The 13,923-nt window shown below is 75.6% G+C and carries 15 protein-coding genes; 13 read left to right on the top strand and 2 right to left on the bottom strand.

The features are described 5' to 3' along the window. Positions 1-16 precede the first annotated feature (16 nt). Positions 17-553 carry an acyl-CoA thioesterase gene (locus tag FJQ57_RS05565; RefSeq protein WP_139978175.1) on the bottom strand — a complete coding sequence of 179 codons (537 nt, stop codon included), beginning with the start codon at positions 551-553 and terminating at the stop codon, positions 17-19. Between the two features lie 34 nt (positions 554-587). Between FJQ57_RS05565 and FJQ57_RS05560 the strand changes: the two genes are divergently transcribed. Beyond that, a complete protein-coding gene (locus FJQ57_RS05560; RefSeq protein WP_139978174.1) occupies positions 588-1,850 on the top strand; it encodes an LCP family protein in 1,263 nt (420 codons plus the stop codon). 4 nt (positions 1,851-1,854) lie between these two features. Beyond that, positions 1,855-2,730, top strand: a complete 876-nt coding sequence (locus FJQ57_RS05555; protein WP_139978173.1) for a crotonase/enoyl-CoA hydratase family protein — start codon at positions 1,855-1,857, stop codon at positions 2,728-2,730. 50 nt (positions 2,731-2,780) lie between these two features. Here FJQ57_RS05555 and FJQ57_RS05550 read toward each other — a convergent pair whose 3' ends face one another. Beyond that, entirely contained in the window at positions 2,781-3,536 is a 756-nt protein-coding gene (locus tag FJQ57_RS05550; RefSeq protein ID WP_246081604.1) for a sigma-70 family RNA polymerase sigma factor, read from the bottom strand. Positions 3,537-3,918: 382 nt separating this feature from the next. Here FJQ57_RS05550 and FJQ57_RS05545 point away from each other — a divergent pair, with 382 nt between their 5' ends. The 11 genes from FJQ57_RS05545 (at position 3,919) to FJQ57_RS05495 (ending at position 13,849) form a co-directional block, all read left to right on the top strand. Further along, positions 3,919-4,353 carry a CoA-binding protein gene (locus FJQ57_RS05545; RefSeq protein ID WP_246081603.1) on the top strand — a complete coding sequence of 145 codons (435 nt, stop codon included), beginning with the start codon at positions 3,919-3,921 and terminating at the stop codon, positions 4,351-4,353. Between the two features lies 1 nt (position 4,354). Continuing rightward, positions 4,355-4,765, top strand: a complete 411-nt coding sequence (gene arfB, locus FJQ57_RS05540) for an alternative ribosome rescue aminoacyl-tRNA hydrolase ArfB (RefSeq protein WP_139978171.1) — start codon at positions 4,355-4,357, stop codon at positions 4,763-4,765. 118 nt (positions 4,766-4,883) lie between these two features. After that, positions 4,884-5,525, top strand: coding sequence for a M15 family metallopeptidase (locus FJQ57_RS05535; RefSeq protein ID WP_246081602.1), 642 nt, complete (start codon positions 4,884-4,886; stop codon positions 5,523-5,525). After that, positions 5,522-6,649, top strand: coding sequence for an alanine racemase (alr, locus tag FJQ57_RS05530; RefSeq protein ID WP_246081601.1), 1,128 nt, complete (start codon positions 5,522-5,524; stop codon positions 6,647-6,649). Before FJQ57_RS05535 ends, alr begins: the two co-directional genes overlap by 4 nt. Continuing rightward, positions 6,646-7,614, top strand: a complete 969-nt coding sequence (locus tag FJQ57_RS05525; RefSeq protein ID WP_246081600.1) for a D-alanine--D-alanine ligase family protein — start codon at positions 6,646-6,648, stop codon at positions 7,612-7,614. Before alr ends, FJQ57_RS05525 begins: the two co-directional genes overlap by 4 nt. Next, the gene (locus FJQ57_RS05520) at positions 7,611-8,684 is read left to right on the top strand and encodes an acyltransferase family protein (protein WP_211348749.1); all 1,074 of its coding nucleotides are present in this window, start codon (positions 7,611-7,613) and stop codon (positions 8,682-8,684) included. The genes FJQ57_RS05525 and FJQ57_RS05520 overlap by 4 nt, the downstream gene beginning before the upstream one ends. Beyond that, a complete protein-coding gene (locus tag FJQ57_RS05515) occupies positions 8,681-9,901 on the top strand; it encodes a sensor histidine kinase (protein ID WP_139978168.1) in 1,221 nt (406 codons plus the stop codon). Before FJQ57_RS05520 ends, FJQ57_RS05515 begins: the two co-directional genes overlap by 4 nt. Next, positions 9,898-10,578 carry a response regulator gene (locus FJQ57_RS05510; RefSeq protein WP_139978167.1) on the top strand — a complete coding sequence of 227 codons (681 nt, stop codon included), beginning with the start codon at positions 9,898-9,900 and terminating at the stop codon, positions 10,576-10,578. Before FJQ57_RS05515 ends, FJQ57_RS05510 begins: the two co-directional genes overlap by 4 nt. A 4-nt stretch (positions 10,579-10,582) precedes the next feature. Further along, the gene (locus FJQ57_RS05505; protein WP_139978166.1) at positions 10,583-11,464 is read left to right on the top strand and encodes a LysR family transcriptional regulator; all 882 of its coding nucleotides are present in this window, start codon (positions 10,583-10,585) and stop codon (positions 11,462-11,464) included. Positions 11,465-11,585: 121 nt separating this feature from the next. Then, positions 11,586-12,533, top strand: coding sequence for a TauD/TfdA dioxygenase family protein (locus FJQ57_RS05500; protein WP_139978165.1), 948 nt, complete (start codon positions 11,586-11,588; stop codon positions 12,531-12,533). Continuing rightward, positions 12,533-13,849, top strand: a complete 1,317-nt coding sequence (locus FJQ57_RS05495) for an aldehyde dehydrogenase family protein (RefSeq protein ID WP_139978164.1) — start codon at positions 12,533-12,535, stop codon at positions 13,847-13,849. Before FJQ57_RS05500 ends, FJQ57_RS05495 begins: the two co-directional genes overlap by 1 nt. Positions 13,850-13,923: the final 74 nt, after the last annotated feature.

Below are 13,923 nucleotides of genomic sequence, written 5' to 3'. Positions count from 1 at the left end.
TCACCAGTCACAGGTGTCACACGGGTCCCGACGCGCCGCGCCTCCCGCTCTCGATCTCGTTCTTCTTGGCCAGCCGGTGCGAGCGCCGGATCTCTGCCTCGCGGGCGCGTCGCAGCTCGTCGGGCGTGCGGGGGTCCAGCGGGGGGATCTCGCGGGGCCGACCGTCGGCGTCGACCGCCACGAACACGAAGTACGCCGACGCGACGTGCAGCGACTCCACCGCCGGGTCGTTCCAGGGCTGGGCCTCGACCCGCACCCCAATCTCCATCGACGTGCGCCCGGCCCAGTTGACCTGGGAGACGGTGCGCACGATGTCGCCCACGTGCACCGGCGCCAGGAAGGCCATCTCGTCCAGGGCCGCGGTCACGGCGGGGCCGCCGCTGTGGCGCTGGGCCACCGCACCGGCCGTGGAGTCGGCGAGCTTGACGATCTCGCCGCCGTGCACGTTGCCGAGCAGGTTGGCCTCCCGCCCCGAGGTCATCACGGCCAGGGAGACGCGGGCGAAGGAGGGCGGGAGCGCAGCCGGGGGCGCGGCGGTGGGCCTGTCGGTCATGCCGGGACGGTAGCGACCGGTACCGTCGTGCGACATGGACGATCGCCCCGGCAGCGGAGGCCCCGGGGAGGGGCCGGAGTTCGGCTGGCTGTACGGCGGCCGCGGGTCCGGCGGCCAGGGCGGCCCGACCGACCCGGCCGACGACGAGGCCACCCGCCGGATGCCGGTGCAGCCCCGCCCCGACGCCACCCGCCCGGTGCGCACCCAGCGCCCGGCACCGCAGCCGGTGGGGCGGCCCCAGCCGGCCCCGCAGCCGGCGCCGCAGCCGACCCCGCAGCCGCGTCCGCTGGCGCCCGAACCCGGACGGGGGCGACCGCCCGGGGGTGGTGCCTGGGTCCGACGGGTCCGCCGGCCACGGTTCTGGATCCGCACCGTGCTCGCCCTGCTCGTGCTCTGGCTGGTGTTCACCATCGCGGTGCCGTTCGTGGTGTGGCAGAGCGCCGAGAAGGTCCCGTTCGCGCCCGAGGGCGAGCGTCCCGCGGAGCAGGACGGCACGACGTACCTGCTCGTGGGCAGCGACTCGCGGCGCGACCTGACGCCCGAGCAGCGCAAGGAGCTCAGCACCGGCAACCCCGACTCGGTGCTGACCGACACCATCATGCTGCTGCACACCGGCGGCGGCCCGAGCGTGCTGCTGTCGATCCCGCGCGACACGACCATCGACGAGCCGTACTTCTCCGGGAAGATCAACGGCGCCTACAACCGCGGCGGCGCGCCGCTGCTGACCCGGATCGTCGAGGCCCAGACCGGCATCCGCGTCGACGAGTACGTCGAGATCGGGCTCGGTGGCGTCGCCGACGTCGTCGACGCGGTCGGTGGCATCGAGGTCTGCCCGCGCGAGCGGCTCAAGGACCCGCTGGCGGGGTTGAACATCAAGAAGGGCTGCCAGGAGGTCGACGGCCGCACCGCGCTGGGCTATTCCCGCTCCCGCAAGCAGTCGGCCCTGGGCGACCTCGAGCGCGTCCGGCGCCAGCGCGAGGTCATCGCCGGCATCGGCGACAAGGTCCTCTCGCCCTGGACGGTCGTCAACCCCGTGCGGTGGTGGCGGCTGAACAAGGCCGTCCCGTCGTTCTTCGCCTTCGGCGACGACACGAGCACCGTCGACGCCGGCCGGTGGGCGCTGGCCATGACCCGCACCGGCACGGGCGGCAACCTGACCTGCACGATGCCGGTCACCGACACCTCGGCCACCACCTGGGACCGCGACCGCGCCGACCCGCTGTTCGCCGCCATCATCGACAACCGCACCGACGACATCACCAAGGAGCAGTGCACGCCCAACGGGATCGTGCGATGACCACATGACCAGCCACCAGACCCTCGACTGGGCCGTCGACGCCGATGGCATCGCCACGCTGACCCTCTCGCGCCCCGACGCCCTCAACGCCTTCGACCTGACCATGGCCCGCGAGCTGCTGTCGGTCTTCGAGACCGAGGCCGCCGCCGACGACGTCCGGGCCGTGGTCGTCACCGGCGCAGGGCGCGCCTTCTGCGCCGGGATGGACCTCTCGGCCGAGGGCAACGTCTTCGGTCTCGACGAGACCCTCGAGGTCACCCCCGAGCTGCTGCGCGAGCGCTTCGACGACCCGGCGTACGCCGACGGTGTCCGCGACACCGGCGGCCGAGTGACCCTGGCCATCCACGCCCTGCGCAAGCCCGTGATCGCCGCGATCAACGGACCCGCGGTCGGCATCGGCGCGACGATGACGCTGGCCATGGACCTGCGGCTGGCCTCGACCAAGGCCCGCATCGGCTTCGTCTTCGGCCGGCTCGGCATCGTCCCCGAGGCCGCGTCGACGTGGTTCCTGCCCCGCATCGTCGGGGTCCAGCAGGCCCTGGAGTGGGTCTACTCCGCCGACATCCTCACCGCCGAGCAGGCCCACGCCGGACGCCTGGTCCGCTCGGTGCACGAGCCCGACGAGCTGCTGCCCGCGGCGCTGGAGCTGGCGCGGTCGTTCGTGGTCGACCGCTCCCCCGTCGCGCTCGCGCTGGCCAAGGAGCTCGTCTACCGCAACGCCGCCGCCGACCACCCGATCGAGGCGCACCTGTCCGACTCGGTGGCCATGTGGCACGCCAGCACCGGTGACGGCAAGGAGGGCGTCGCGGCCTTCAAGGACAAGCGCACACCCCGCTTCACCGGCAAGGCCTCCGAGGCCCCCCGGATCTTCCCCTCCTGAGCCCACCCCGGCTGACCGCCGCCTCGACGGTGGCCCGGCTGCCGGAGGGGTCAGGCGGCGAGGGAGGCGCGCAGCCGGCGCAGGATGCCGGTGAGCAGGCGGGAGACCTGCTCCTGGCTGACGCCGACCTCGGCGCCGATCTGGGCCTGGGTGCGGTTCTCGAAGAACCGCAGCTCGATGATGCGGCGGTCGCGGGCTGAGAGCGAGGCCATCAGCGGCGCGAGGGCGACCCGGGCCTCGGCGCTGGCGAAGGCGGGGTCGTGGTCGCCCATGCGGTCGATCGGGGACTCGGCGGCCTCGCCGTCGGGGCGCGGGGCGTCGAGCGAGACCGGGCTGAAGCACCCCGTGGCCGAGAGGGCGTCGACGACGAGCGAGAGGGGCGCGTCGAGGTGCGCGGCGATCTCGGCGGGCCGGGGGGCACGGCCGAGCCGCTGGGTCAGCACCGCCTCGGCCTGCACCACGCGGGCCTGCACCTCCTGCACCGACCGCGGCGGACGCACGGCCCAGCCGGAGTCGCGGAAGTAGCGGCGGATCTCGCCCCGCAGCGTCGGGACGGCGTAGCTCAGGAAGTCGTCGCCGACCGCGGGGTCGAACCCGCGCACGGCCTTGACGAGCCCGAGGTAGGCGACCTGGTCGATGTCCTCGGACGGGATGCCCCGGCCGTGGTAGCGGCGGGCGACCTCGGAGGCGACCTGCATGTTGAGGCGGATGACCTCGTCCTCCAGGCGCGCCCGCTGGTCGCCGGTGGCCGTGCTCGCGCGGGCGAGCAGGACGGCGGTCTCGACGCGCCTGCGCGCGTCGCTCACGGTGCGACTCGACCCCATGTGCGAGCTACCTTCCGGTCGCGACCCGAAGGTCGTCCCGAGACAGATGTTGTGTGACTCATGTTGTCACAGACACACCGTGGTGCGGCAGGTCTCGGATCGACTTCACCCGACCGGGTGCTCCTGACCACCCGCAGTGACCACTGCCGGCGGACCGGACGGCGGACCGGACGACGGACCGGACGGCCGGGCACCCGAGGACCGGTTGCCGGTGACGGGCGCCGCACGACGGGGCGCAGAAGAGAAGTGGGAGCCGCCGAGTGGGGGGATCTCGGCGGCTCCCCCCCGTGCGTACCCCCGCCCGCACCACGTATGCAGACAAAACCCGTGAGGGCTCTCGAGCAGCGGTGACTACCCTCGTGTCGTGACGACTCCCCGCACCGCACCCGCCTCCTGGCAGGACCCGGACGCCGTGACGCTGATGCTCGAGGAGTGCACCACGTGGGCCGTGGTCGGCCTCACGAGCAACACCGCGCGCACGGCCCACTCCATCGCGGCGCTGCTGCAGCAGCGCGGCAAGCGCATCGTGCCGATCAACCCGGGGGCCGAGGAGGTCCTCGGCGAGACCGGGTACGCCGCCCTGGCCGACGTGCCCTTCGCCATCGACGTCGTCGACGTCTTCCGGCGCTCCGAGGCCGCCGGGCCGTTCGCCGACCAGGCGGTCGAGGTCGGTGCGCGGGGCGTGTGGTTCCAGCTCGGGGTGGTCGACGAGGCGGCGTACGCGCGCACCTGGGCCGCCGGCGTCCCGATGGTCATGGACACCTGCCCGGCGATCGAGTGGCGCCAGCGGGGGCAGTGAGGTGGACGACCTCGTCGTCACCCCCCGGCTGACCGTCCCCGACGCCGAGCTGGTCGAGCGGTTCAGCCGCTCCTCGGGGCCGGGCGGCCAGTCGGTCAACACCACCGACAGCCGCGTCGAGCTCGAGTACGACGTCCTGGCGTCGGCCGTGCTCAGCGAGGCCCAGCGGGCGCGGCTGGTGGGTCGGCTCGGCTCGCCGGTCGTGGTGGTGGCCTCCGAGCACCGCTCGCAGCACCGCAACCGGGTGGCCGCGCGGGAGCGCCTCGCGGCCCGGCTGCGCGACGGCCTGCTGCCGCCGCCACCACCGCGCCGCGCCACCCGGCCCACCGCCGGGTCGAAGCGGCGGCGGCTGGAAGCCAAGAAGCAGCGCGGGCAGACCAAGGCGCTGCGCGGCCGCGTGCGCGGCGACTGACCTCCTCCCCCGGCTCCCCACCCAGCACCCCGCCCGGCACCCCGCCCGGCACCTGGGGCTGGCTGGTCGGCACCTGCGGCCGATGCCGCGCCGCCGCGCCGTTCCTAGCGTCGCCGTCGTGACCACACAGACCCTCTCCTCCCCGGCGCCGCCGGTCGTGCTGCTCTCCGACCCCCGGGTCGCCGCCGTGCCCGTCGACGAGTCGGGCGAGCCCCTCGTCCGGCTGCCGCGCGAGCTCTCCGCGACCCGCGAGCGGGTCCGCCGGGGGCTGGCCGAGCGGCTCGCCTCGGCCGCCGGGCGGCTGCCCGACGGGATCGGGCTCCGGGTCGTCGAGGGCCACCGGACGGCGGCCGACCAAGCGGCCATCGTGGCGTCGTACACCGCCGAGCTCGCCGCCCGGCACCCCGACGCCGACGCCGCCCGGCTGCGGGTGCTGAGCAGCCGGTTCGTCGCGCCCCTGGAGGTGGCGCCGCACGTGGCCGGCGCCGCGGTCGACCTCACCCTGGTCGACGCCTGCGGCGACGACCTCGACCTCGGCACCCCCATCGACGCGACGCCCGAGCAGAGCGAGGGCCGTTGCTGGACCGCCGCCGACGGCATCGGCGCCGACGCCCGCGCGCACCGCGACCTGATGGCGCGGGTCCTCGGGGGCGCCGGGCTGGTGAACTACCCCACCGAATGGTGGCACTGGTCCTTCGGCGACCGCTACTGGGCGCTGGCCACCGGCGCCGACCACGCGCCGTACGGGCCGCTGTCGTGAGCGCCGCCCTCGCGGTCCCGCTCCCCACGCGCCCCGTGGCCGGGTCCCGGCTCCACGTCGACCTCGACGCCGTCGCGGCCAACACCCGCCTCCTGGCCGCCCGCACCACCGGCGCGTTGATGGCCGTGGTCAAGGCCGACGGGTTCGGCCACGGTGACGTCGCCGTCGCCCGCACCGCCCTCGCCCACGGCGCGACCTGGCTCGGCGTCACCTCGGTCACCGAGGCCCTCGCCCTGCGCTCCGCCGGTCTCGACGCCCCTGTGCTGAGCTGGCTCAACCCGGTCGACGCCGACTTCTCCGCGGCCGTCGGGTCCGGCGTCGACGTCGCCGTGCCCGGCATCGAGCACCTCGACGCCGTCGCCCGCGCCGGCATCGGCGCCCGCGTCCACCTGCACCTCGACACCGGCCTGGCCCGTGACGGGGCCGCCCCCGCCACGTGGACCGCGCTGTGCCGGGCCGCCCGCCGGGCGGAGCGCACCGGCGCCGTCCGCGTCGTCGGCGTCATGGGCCACCTGGCCTGCGCCGACACGCCGGCCGACCCGGCCAACGCCGCCGGCCGCCGGGTCTTCGACTGGGGTGTCGCGGTGGCCCGCGCCGCCGGGCTCCGGCCGCGGCACCGCCACCTGGCCGCCACCGCCGCCACCCTGACCGACCCGGCCTCCCACCACACGATGAGCCGGGTCGGGGCCGGCCTCGTCGGCATCGACCCGAGCCGCACCACTGCGCTCTCCCCCGCCCTGACCCTGACCGCCCCCGTGGTCTCGGTCCGCCGGGTCGGCCGCGGCACCGGCGTGGGCTACGGCCACACCTGGACCGCGCCGCGCGAGACGACGCTGGCCCTGCTCCCGCTGGGGTACGCCGACGGCCTGCCGCGCGCGGCCAGCGGTCGCGCCCAGGTGCTGCTGGCCGGGCGCCGCCGCCCGGTCGTCGGCCAGGTCTCCATGGACCAGGTCGTGGTCGACCTGGGCGACGACCACGTCGAGCCCGGCGCCACCGCCTGCGTCCTCGGCCCCGGGCACGGGGGCGAGCCGACCGCGGCGGAGTGGGCCGCCTGGTCCGGCACCATCGAGCACGAGGTCGCCACCGGGCTCGGCGCGCGGAGCGCCCGGATGGTGCGGGCGTGAGCGGCTTCGGGGTGCGCGACCCCCGCACCCGCGTCGCGGTCATCGGCGGCGGCGCCAGCTGCGAGCACGACGTCTCGCTGGCCTCGGCCGCCTCGGTCGCCGACGCCCTCGACCCGGCGACGTACGACGTGGTCCGGCTGACCATCGACCCCCACGGCACCTGGCTGGACCCGGGTGGGCGTCCGGTCGGGCTCACCGGTGCGCTGTGCCTGCTGCGCCGCTGCGACGTCGTGCTGCCCGTGGTCCACGGACCGCACGGCGAGGACGGCACCCTGGCCGCCCTGAGCGACCTGGCCGGCCTGCCCTGCGTCGGCTCCGGCGTCCGGGCCGGCGCGCTGGCCATGGACAAGTGGGCCACCAAGCTGGTCGCCGAGGCCGTCGGCGTCGCCACCGCCCCCGGGGTGCTGCTCACCCCGGCCGACCGGGCGGCGTACGCCTGGACACACCCGGTGGTCGTCAAGCCCGTGTCCGCCGGCTCCAGCCACGGGGTGTCCCTGGTCGACGCCGCCGGCGGGCTCGACGCCGCGCTGGACGCCGCGTTCGCCCTCGACGACCGCGTCCTGGTCGAGGACGTCGTGGTCGGCCGCGAGGTCGACGTCGCCGTGCTCGGCCGGCCCGACGGGAGCCGCGTGGTCGCGCCGACCCTGGAGGTCGTGACCGACGGCGTCTTCGGCCTCGCCGAGAAGTACGACGGCAGCGCGGTCTTCCGCATCCCGGCCCCGCTCGAGGACACCGGCACCAAGGCGCTCGAGGACGCCGCGGTCCGGGTGTACGACGCGCTCGGCTGCGCGGGGGTCGCGCGGGTCGACTTCTTCCTCACCGCCGACGGCCCGGTGCTCAACGAGGTCAACACGATGCCCGGGTTCACGGGGCAGTCGCAGGTGCCGCGGATGTTCGCCGCGGCCGGCCTGGCCTACCCCGACCTGCTCGACCTGCTCGTCCGCGACGCGCTGACCGGCCGGTGACCGGGGCCAGCCCGGTCACCGCGGAGGCGGGCCCCCGGCGGGTCGGGGCCATCGACCTGCTGCGTGGCGTCGCCGTCGGCCTCGTCATGCTGCGCCACGCGCTGCCCGAGGTCTTCCCGGGCGCCGGCGTGGTCGGGGTCGTCGCCTTCTTCGCGCTGTCCGGCTACCTCATCACGGGGGTGCTCGCCGCCGAGCTCGACCGCGCCGGCCGCGTCGACCTGGGCCGGTTCTACAGGCGCCGGGCCCTGCGCCTGGTGCCCGCGCTGCTGGTGCTGGTGGTCGGCGTGGTCCTCGTGACCCTGCTGCTCGACCCGCTCGACGACCGCGACGAGCTGGGCCGGACGGTCGTCGTCGCGCTCACCTGGACGGCCAACCTGCCCCCCGACCACGGCAGCGACGCGACCTTCCACCTCTGGACGCTGGCCACCGAGGAGCAGTTCTACCTCGTCTGGCCGGCCCTGCTCGCCCTCGCCTGGACCCGTCGCCGCGTGCCCGCCCTGCTGGCCCTGGCCGCGCTCGGCGGCCTGGCCGCGGCCGGGCTCACCGTGGCCTGGCTGCACGAGGACCCCGACCTCGCCTACGCCCTCCCGACGAGCTGGGCCACCTGCTTCGTCGTGGGTGCGGCGGCCCGGCTGCTGGGGCACCGGGTGCCGACCGCGCGCGCCACGCCGTTCGTCCTGCCCGGCCTGGCGCTGCTGGGGGTCCTCAGCGTGCTTCCATTGCGGGGTCATGCCACCACGTACCTGGTCGCGGCGCCGGCCGTCGCGCTCGTGACCGCGGGCCTGCTGCTCGCCTGGCGGGAGTGGTACGACGTGCGCCCGGTCGCCCTGCGGGGGCTCGTCGCCCTGGGCACGGTGTCCTACGCGGCCTACCTGTGGAACTACCCCCTCACCGTCTGGCTCCGCCCCCACCTGGGCGGGCCCGAGGTCGCCGGCCTCCTCGCCGTGCCGCTGACCCTGCTCGCCGCCGTCGCCAGCACCCGGCTGGTCGAGGAGCCGCTGCTGCGACGGGCCTCCCGACGGGCCTCGCGACGGGCGGCCGGCGCCGCCCGGGCCGAGGTGGCCCGGTGAGGCCCGCACCGCCACGACCCACGGAGGTCTTCACCGGCGTGGTGCTCGGCGCGGTGGCGCTGCTCGAGGTGCGCGAGCGCCTCGACGGCGAGTCGAGCCAGGTCGCCGCGGCGGTCGTCGCCGCCGCGGTCGTGGTGGCGGCGACGACCGTGCGCCGGCAGCCCGCCGTCGCGCTGGCCCTGGTCTGGGCCGCGGCCGTGCTGCAGGTGGCGACGGCGACGCCCCTGCTGGCCGTCGAGGTCGCCGCGGCCCTGGTGGCCTACGGCTGCGCCCGCTGGGGTGGCCGGGCGACGCTGGCGCTCAGCGCCCTGTCGATCCCCGCGGTGTCGGTGACCGCGGTCGTGTTCGTCCTCAACCTCTCCTACGAGCCGTTCACCGACCGGGCGACGGCGAGCGCGTTGTACGACCTCGCCTCCCGGTACGGCGGCGGCCGGGTCACCGTGGTGCTCGCCGCGGTGGCCCTGCTGGTGCTGGCCGTGCCGTGGCTGGCGGGGCTCGCGGTCCGCCTCGCCGTGCGGGCCGACCGGTCCGAGCGCTCCGAGGCGGCCGCGCAGGAGCGCGCGAGCGCCGCGCAGGAGGAGACCGAGTCGGCGCGCGAGATCGCCCGGCTGCGGGAGGACCAGGCGCGACTGGCCCGCGACGTGCACGACGTGGTGGGCCACTCCCTGGCGGTGATCCTGGCCCAGGCCGAGTCGGCGCAGTACCTGCCCGACGACGACCCGGCCCGGTTGAAGAAGACGATGGAGACCATCGCGACCTCGGCCCGGACCTCGCTGCAGGACGTGCGCCAGGTGCTCTCCTCCCCCGACACGCCTCCCGCCGCCCGGCCCCTCGACACCCTCGTCGACGGCGTCCGCGCCGGCGGGCACCAGGTCGTGGTCAGCGAGCGCGGCACCGCCCGGCCGCTGCCGCCCGACCTCGAGGTGACGGCCTACCGGGTGCTGCAGGAGATGTTGACCAACGCCGTCAAGCACGGCCGGCGCGACGGCGCGGTGCGGGTCGAGCGGCACTGGCCCGACAGCGAGGGCACCGGCGAGCTGCGGATCGAGGTCCGCAACCCCGCCGAGTCCACGGAGGAGACCAGGATGATCGCCGTCGGCGGCACCGGGATCGAGGGCATGCGGCACCGCCTGGCCAGCGTGGGCGGGCGGCTCGAGACCGCGACCGGGGCGGACACCTTCACCGCGACGGCGTCGATACCGTTGGGCCCGCGATGAGCGACGACGACATCCGGGTGCTCCTGGTCGACGACCAGGACCTCTTCCGCGAGGGCGTGCGGGTCATCGTCGACGCCCAGGACGGCATGACGGTGGTCGGCACGGCCGCCGACGGGGCCGAGGCGCTGCGGCGGGTCGAGGAGCTCGCGCCCCACGTGGTGCTCATGGACATCCGGATGCCGGAGATGGACGGCGTCGAAGCGACCCGCCGCCTCTTCGCGCCCGACGCGGTGGCCCGGCGGGCCGCCGCCGGCGCGCCGCCGGTACGGGTCGTCGTGCTCACCACGTTCAACCTCGACGACCGCGCGGCCACCGCCATCCGCCACGGCGCCAGCGGGTTCCTGCTCAAGGACACGACACCGGTCCAGCTGCGCGACGCGATCCGCACCGTGCACGCCGGCAACGCCGTGCTCGCCCCCGGCGACCTCAACGCCCTGATGGCGGGCAGCTTCACCGCCCCGACCCCCGTCCCGGCGGCGTACCTCGGCCTGACGGAGAAGGAGCGGGAGGTCTTCGCCGCCGTCGCCGCCGGGCTCTCCAACACCGAGGTCGGCGCCCGCGTCTTCCTCAGCGAGTCGACGGTCAAGACCCACGTCGGCTCCATCCTGCGCAAGCTGGCCCTGCGCGACCGCGTGCAGATCGTCGTGTACGCCCACGAGCACGGCCTGGCCGCCTGAGACCGTGGACCGCCGCCAGCTCGAGCTCTTCCTGGCGATCGCCGAGGCCGGCACGTTCACCGGCGCCGCGCGGGCGCTGAGCATCGCCCAGCCCTCGCTGTCGTACGCCGTGCGCGCGCTCGAGCGCGAGCTCGGCGAGCCCCTCTTCGAGCGGCACGGGCGGGGGGTGACCCTCACGCCCGCCGGCGAGGCGCTCGTCGGTCCGGCGCGCCGGACGCTGCGGTCGTTCGCGCAGGCAGAGGTGGCGGTGCGCGGGGCGGGCGAGAGCGGGTTCGCGCGCCTGCACGTGGTCACCAACACCGTCTGGGCGCTCGACCCGCTCGTGCGGGTGGTCGGCGAGCTGCGCCAGCTCCGGCCCCGCGTCCGGCTCCGCGTCAGCGACCCGGCGAGCCGCGCGGTGGTGGTCGAGCAGGTGCGCGCCGGGGAGGCGGACTTCGGGCTGCTGTCCGGCCCGCCGCCCGGCGACCCCCTGGCGTCGCTGACCGTGGTCACCCTCGACCTGGTGGCCGTGCTGCCGCCCGGCACCGGGCCGCACCACGGCCTGGTCGCCGACACCGCGGAGCTGCTGCGCCACGGCCTGGTGGGCACCCCGCCCGGCACCGCGCTGCGCTGGCTCCTCGAGGAGCACCTCGAGGCCGTGGGGGCCGCGGTCGACCTCGCCGTCGAGACCGCGCACGTGGCCAGCCTGGTGCCGCTCGTGCTGGCCGGGGCGGGAGCGGCCCTGCTGCCCGAGGCCATGGCGGCCGACGCCGGGGCCCAGGGCGCCCGACTGGCCCGGCTGGACCCCCCGCGACGGGCGGAGGTGCAGCTCGTCTGGCGCGACGGCAGCCTCGACGATGCCGGCGTCGCGATGCTGGAGATCGCCCGCTCGATCGCCCGGCCATAGACCACGTCGATGGCGGCGGACGAGAACTGGTCTCGCTCCCCGACGGCACCGGCGCCGGTCATCCGATTTCTTTCTCTATAGTCTCAGGTGACTTACTTCCCCGCTTTCCCTGGAGGCACCCGTGACCAGCACCCTCGAGCGCGAGACCATCGCCCCCCGCACCGGCAGCGGCGTCGTCGTCCAGCAGGTCGGCGGCCGCATCGGCGCCCGCATCGACGGCGTCCGCCTCGGGGCCGACCTCCCCCCCGAGACGGTCGCGACGATCCGCGCCGCGCTGCTGCGCCACAAGGTCGTGTTCTTCTCCGGCCAGCACCACCTCGACGACGCGGGCCAGGAGGCCTTCGCCCAGTCGTTCGGGACCCTCACCTCCGCCCACCCGACCGTCAACACCGGCTCCGGCCGCGTGTTCAAGGTGACCGCCGACAAGGGCATGGCGGCCAACGCCTGGCACACCGACGTCACCTTCGTCGACCGGGTGCCGGCCATCAGCGTGCTGCGGGCCATCGCCCTGCCGCCGTACGGCGGGACGACGGTGTGGGCCAACGCCGTCGACGCCTACGACCGGCTCCCCGCTCCCCTGCGCGCCCTCGTCGACGACCTGTGGGCGGTGCACACCAACAGCTACGACTACGCCCAGCGGGACGAGGAGTCCGACGCCCCCGACGCGAACTACTCCCGCGAGGACTTCGTCTCGCAGGTCTTCGAGACCGAGCACCCCGTGGTGCGGGTGCACCCCGAGACCGGTGAGCGGGCCTTCGTGCTCGGCCACTTCGTGAAGTCGTTCACCGGCCTCAACACCGCCGAGTCGACCGCGCTGTTCCAGCTCCTGCAGAACCGGATCACCAAGCTCGAGAACACCGTGCGCTGGACCTGGCAGCCCGGCGACGTCGCGATGTGGGACAACCGCGCCACCCAGCACTACGCCGTCGCCGACTTCGACACCCACTACCGCGAGATGCGTCGCATCACCGTGGCCGGTGACGTGCCGGTCGCGATCTCGGGTCGCCCGAGCCGCGTGCTGCGGGGCGACGCCAGCGCCTACTCGCGCATCGACGAGCTCATCTCCTGATGACCGCGACGACCGCGCACGTCGACGACGCCGTACGCCGCGCCGCGGCAGCGTTCCCGGCCTGGTCGCGCACGACACCGGCCGAGCGGGCGGCGGCGCTGCTCGGCCTGGCCGACCTCGTCGAGGCCCACGCCGAGGATCTCGCGCAGCTCGACTCCGCCGAGGTGGGCAAGCCGATCACCGCGGCCCGCGAGGAGGTGCCGGGCGTGGTCGACAACCTGCGCTTCCTCGCCGGCGCCGCCCGCGTCCCGGCCACCGGCGCCTCGGGCACCTTCGCCCCCGGTCGCCGCTCGACGCTGGTGCGCGAGCCGCTCGGGGTGGTCGGCCTCATCACGCCGTGGAACTACCCGCTGCTCGAGGCGGTCTGGAAGGTCGGGCCCGCCTTGGCCGCCGGCAACACCGCGGTGCTCAAGCCCTCGGAGCTGACCCCCGGGTCGAGCCTGCGGCTGGCCGAGCTGGCCGCGCAGGTGCTGCCCCGCGACGTGCTCCAGGTGGTGCTCGGTGACGGTGAGGTCGGCCAGGCCCTGGTGGCCCACCCGCTCGTGCGGCTGGTCTCCTTCACCGGCAGCACCGAGGCCGGCAGCGCCGTGGCCGCCACCGCCGCCCGCGACGTCACCCGCGTCCACCTCGAGCTCGGCGGCAACGCGCCCGTCGTCGTCTGCGCCGACGCCGACCTCGACGACGCCGTCGCCACCCTCGTCCCCGCGGGCTACCTCAACGCCGGCCAGGACTGCACCGCCGCCTGCCGGGTCCTCGTCGACGACGCGGTGCACGACGCCTTCCTCGACGCCTACGCCGCCGCCGTCCGCCGGCTGCGCGTCGGCGACCCCGCCGACGAGCGCACCGACCTCGGCCCGCTGGTCAGCGAGGCTCACCTCGCCCGCGTCACCGGCTTCGTCGACCGCGCGCTGGCCGACGGCGCCGAGGCCGTCGTCGGCGGCCACCGCCTGGAGCGGCCCGGCTGGTTCTTCGCCCCCACGGTCCTGACCGGCGTCGCCGCCGACGCCGAGGTCGTGCGCCGCGAGGTCTTCGGTCCCGTCGTCACCGTCCAGCGCGCCGCCGGCGACGACGCGCTGCTCGCGGCCGCCAACGACGTCGAGCAGGGCCTCGCCGCGAGCGTCTGGACCACGAGCCTGCGCCGCGCCGAGGCGTTCTCCGCCGGACTCGACTTCGGCACCGTCTGGGTCAACGACCACCTCACCACCGTCTCCGAGATGCCCTTCGGCGGGTTCGGGGCCTCCGGGTACGGCGCCGAGCTGTCCACCCGGTCGGTCGATGACTACTCGCGGGTCAAGCACGTGATGACCCGGGCGTGACTGCTCTGGGTGGTTGGTGTGGGCGGGGTGGGGCGGGTGGCCCGCGCGCGTGGCAGGCCGCGTCTCGGCGTCAA

Origin of the sequence: Nocardioides litoris (assembly GCF_006346315.1) — a bacterium.
Taxonomy (GTDB): Bacteria; Actinomycetota; Actinomycetes; order Propionibacteriales; family Nocardioidaceae; genus Nocardioides; species Nocardioides litoris.
This window is presented reverse-complemented; position numbering and strand designations above follow the sequence as displayed.

Coding starts and splice junctions, on each gene's coding strand:
- FJQ57_RS05495 (WP_139978164.1), top strand. CDS start 12,533: ATGACCGCGACGACCGCGCACGTCGACGACGCCGTACGCCGCGCCGCG.
- FJQ57_RS05510 (WP_139978167.1), top strand. CDS start 9,898: ATGAGCGACGACGACATCCGGGTGCTCCTGGTCGACGACCAGGACCTC.
- FJQ57_RS05565 (WP_139978175.1), bottom strand. CDS start 553: ATGACCGACAGGCCCACCGCCGCGCCCCCGGCTGCGCTCCCGCCCTCC.
- FJQ57_RS05555 (WP_139978173.1), top strand. CDS start 1,855: ATGACCAGCCACCAGACCCTCGACTGGGCCGTCGACGCCGATGGCATC.
- FJQ57_RS05560 (WP_139978174.1), top strand. CDS start 588: ATGGACGATCGCCCCGGCAGCGGAGGCCCCGGGGAGGGGCCGGAGTTC.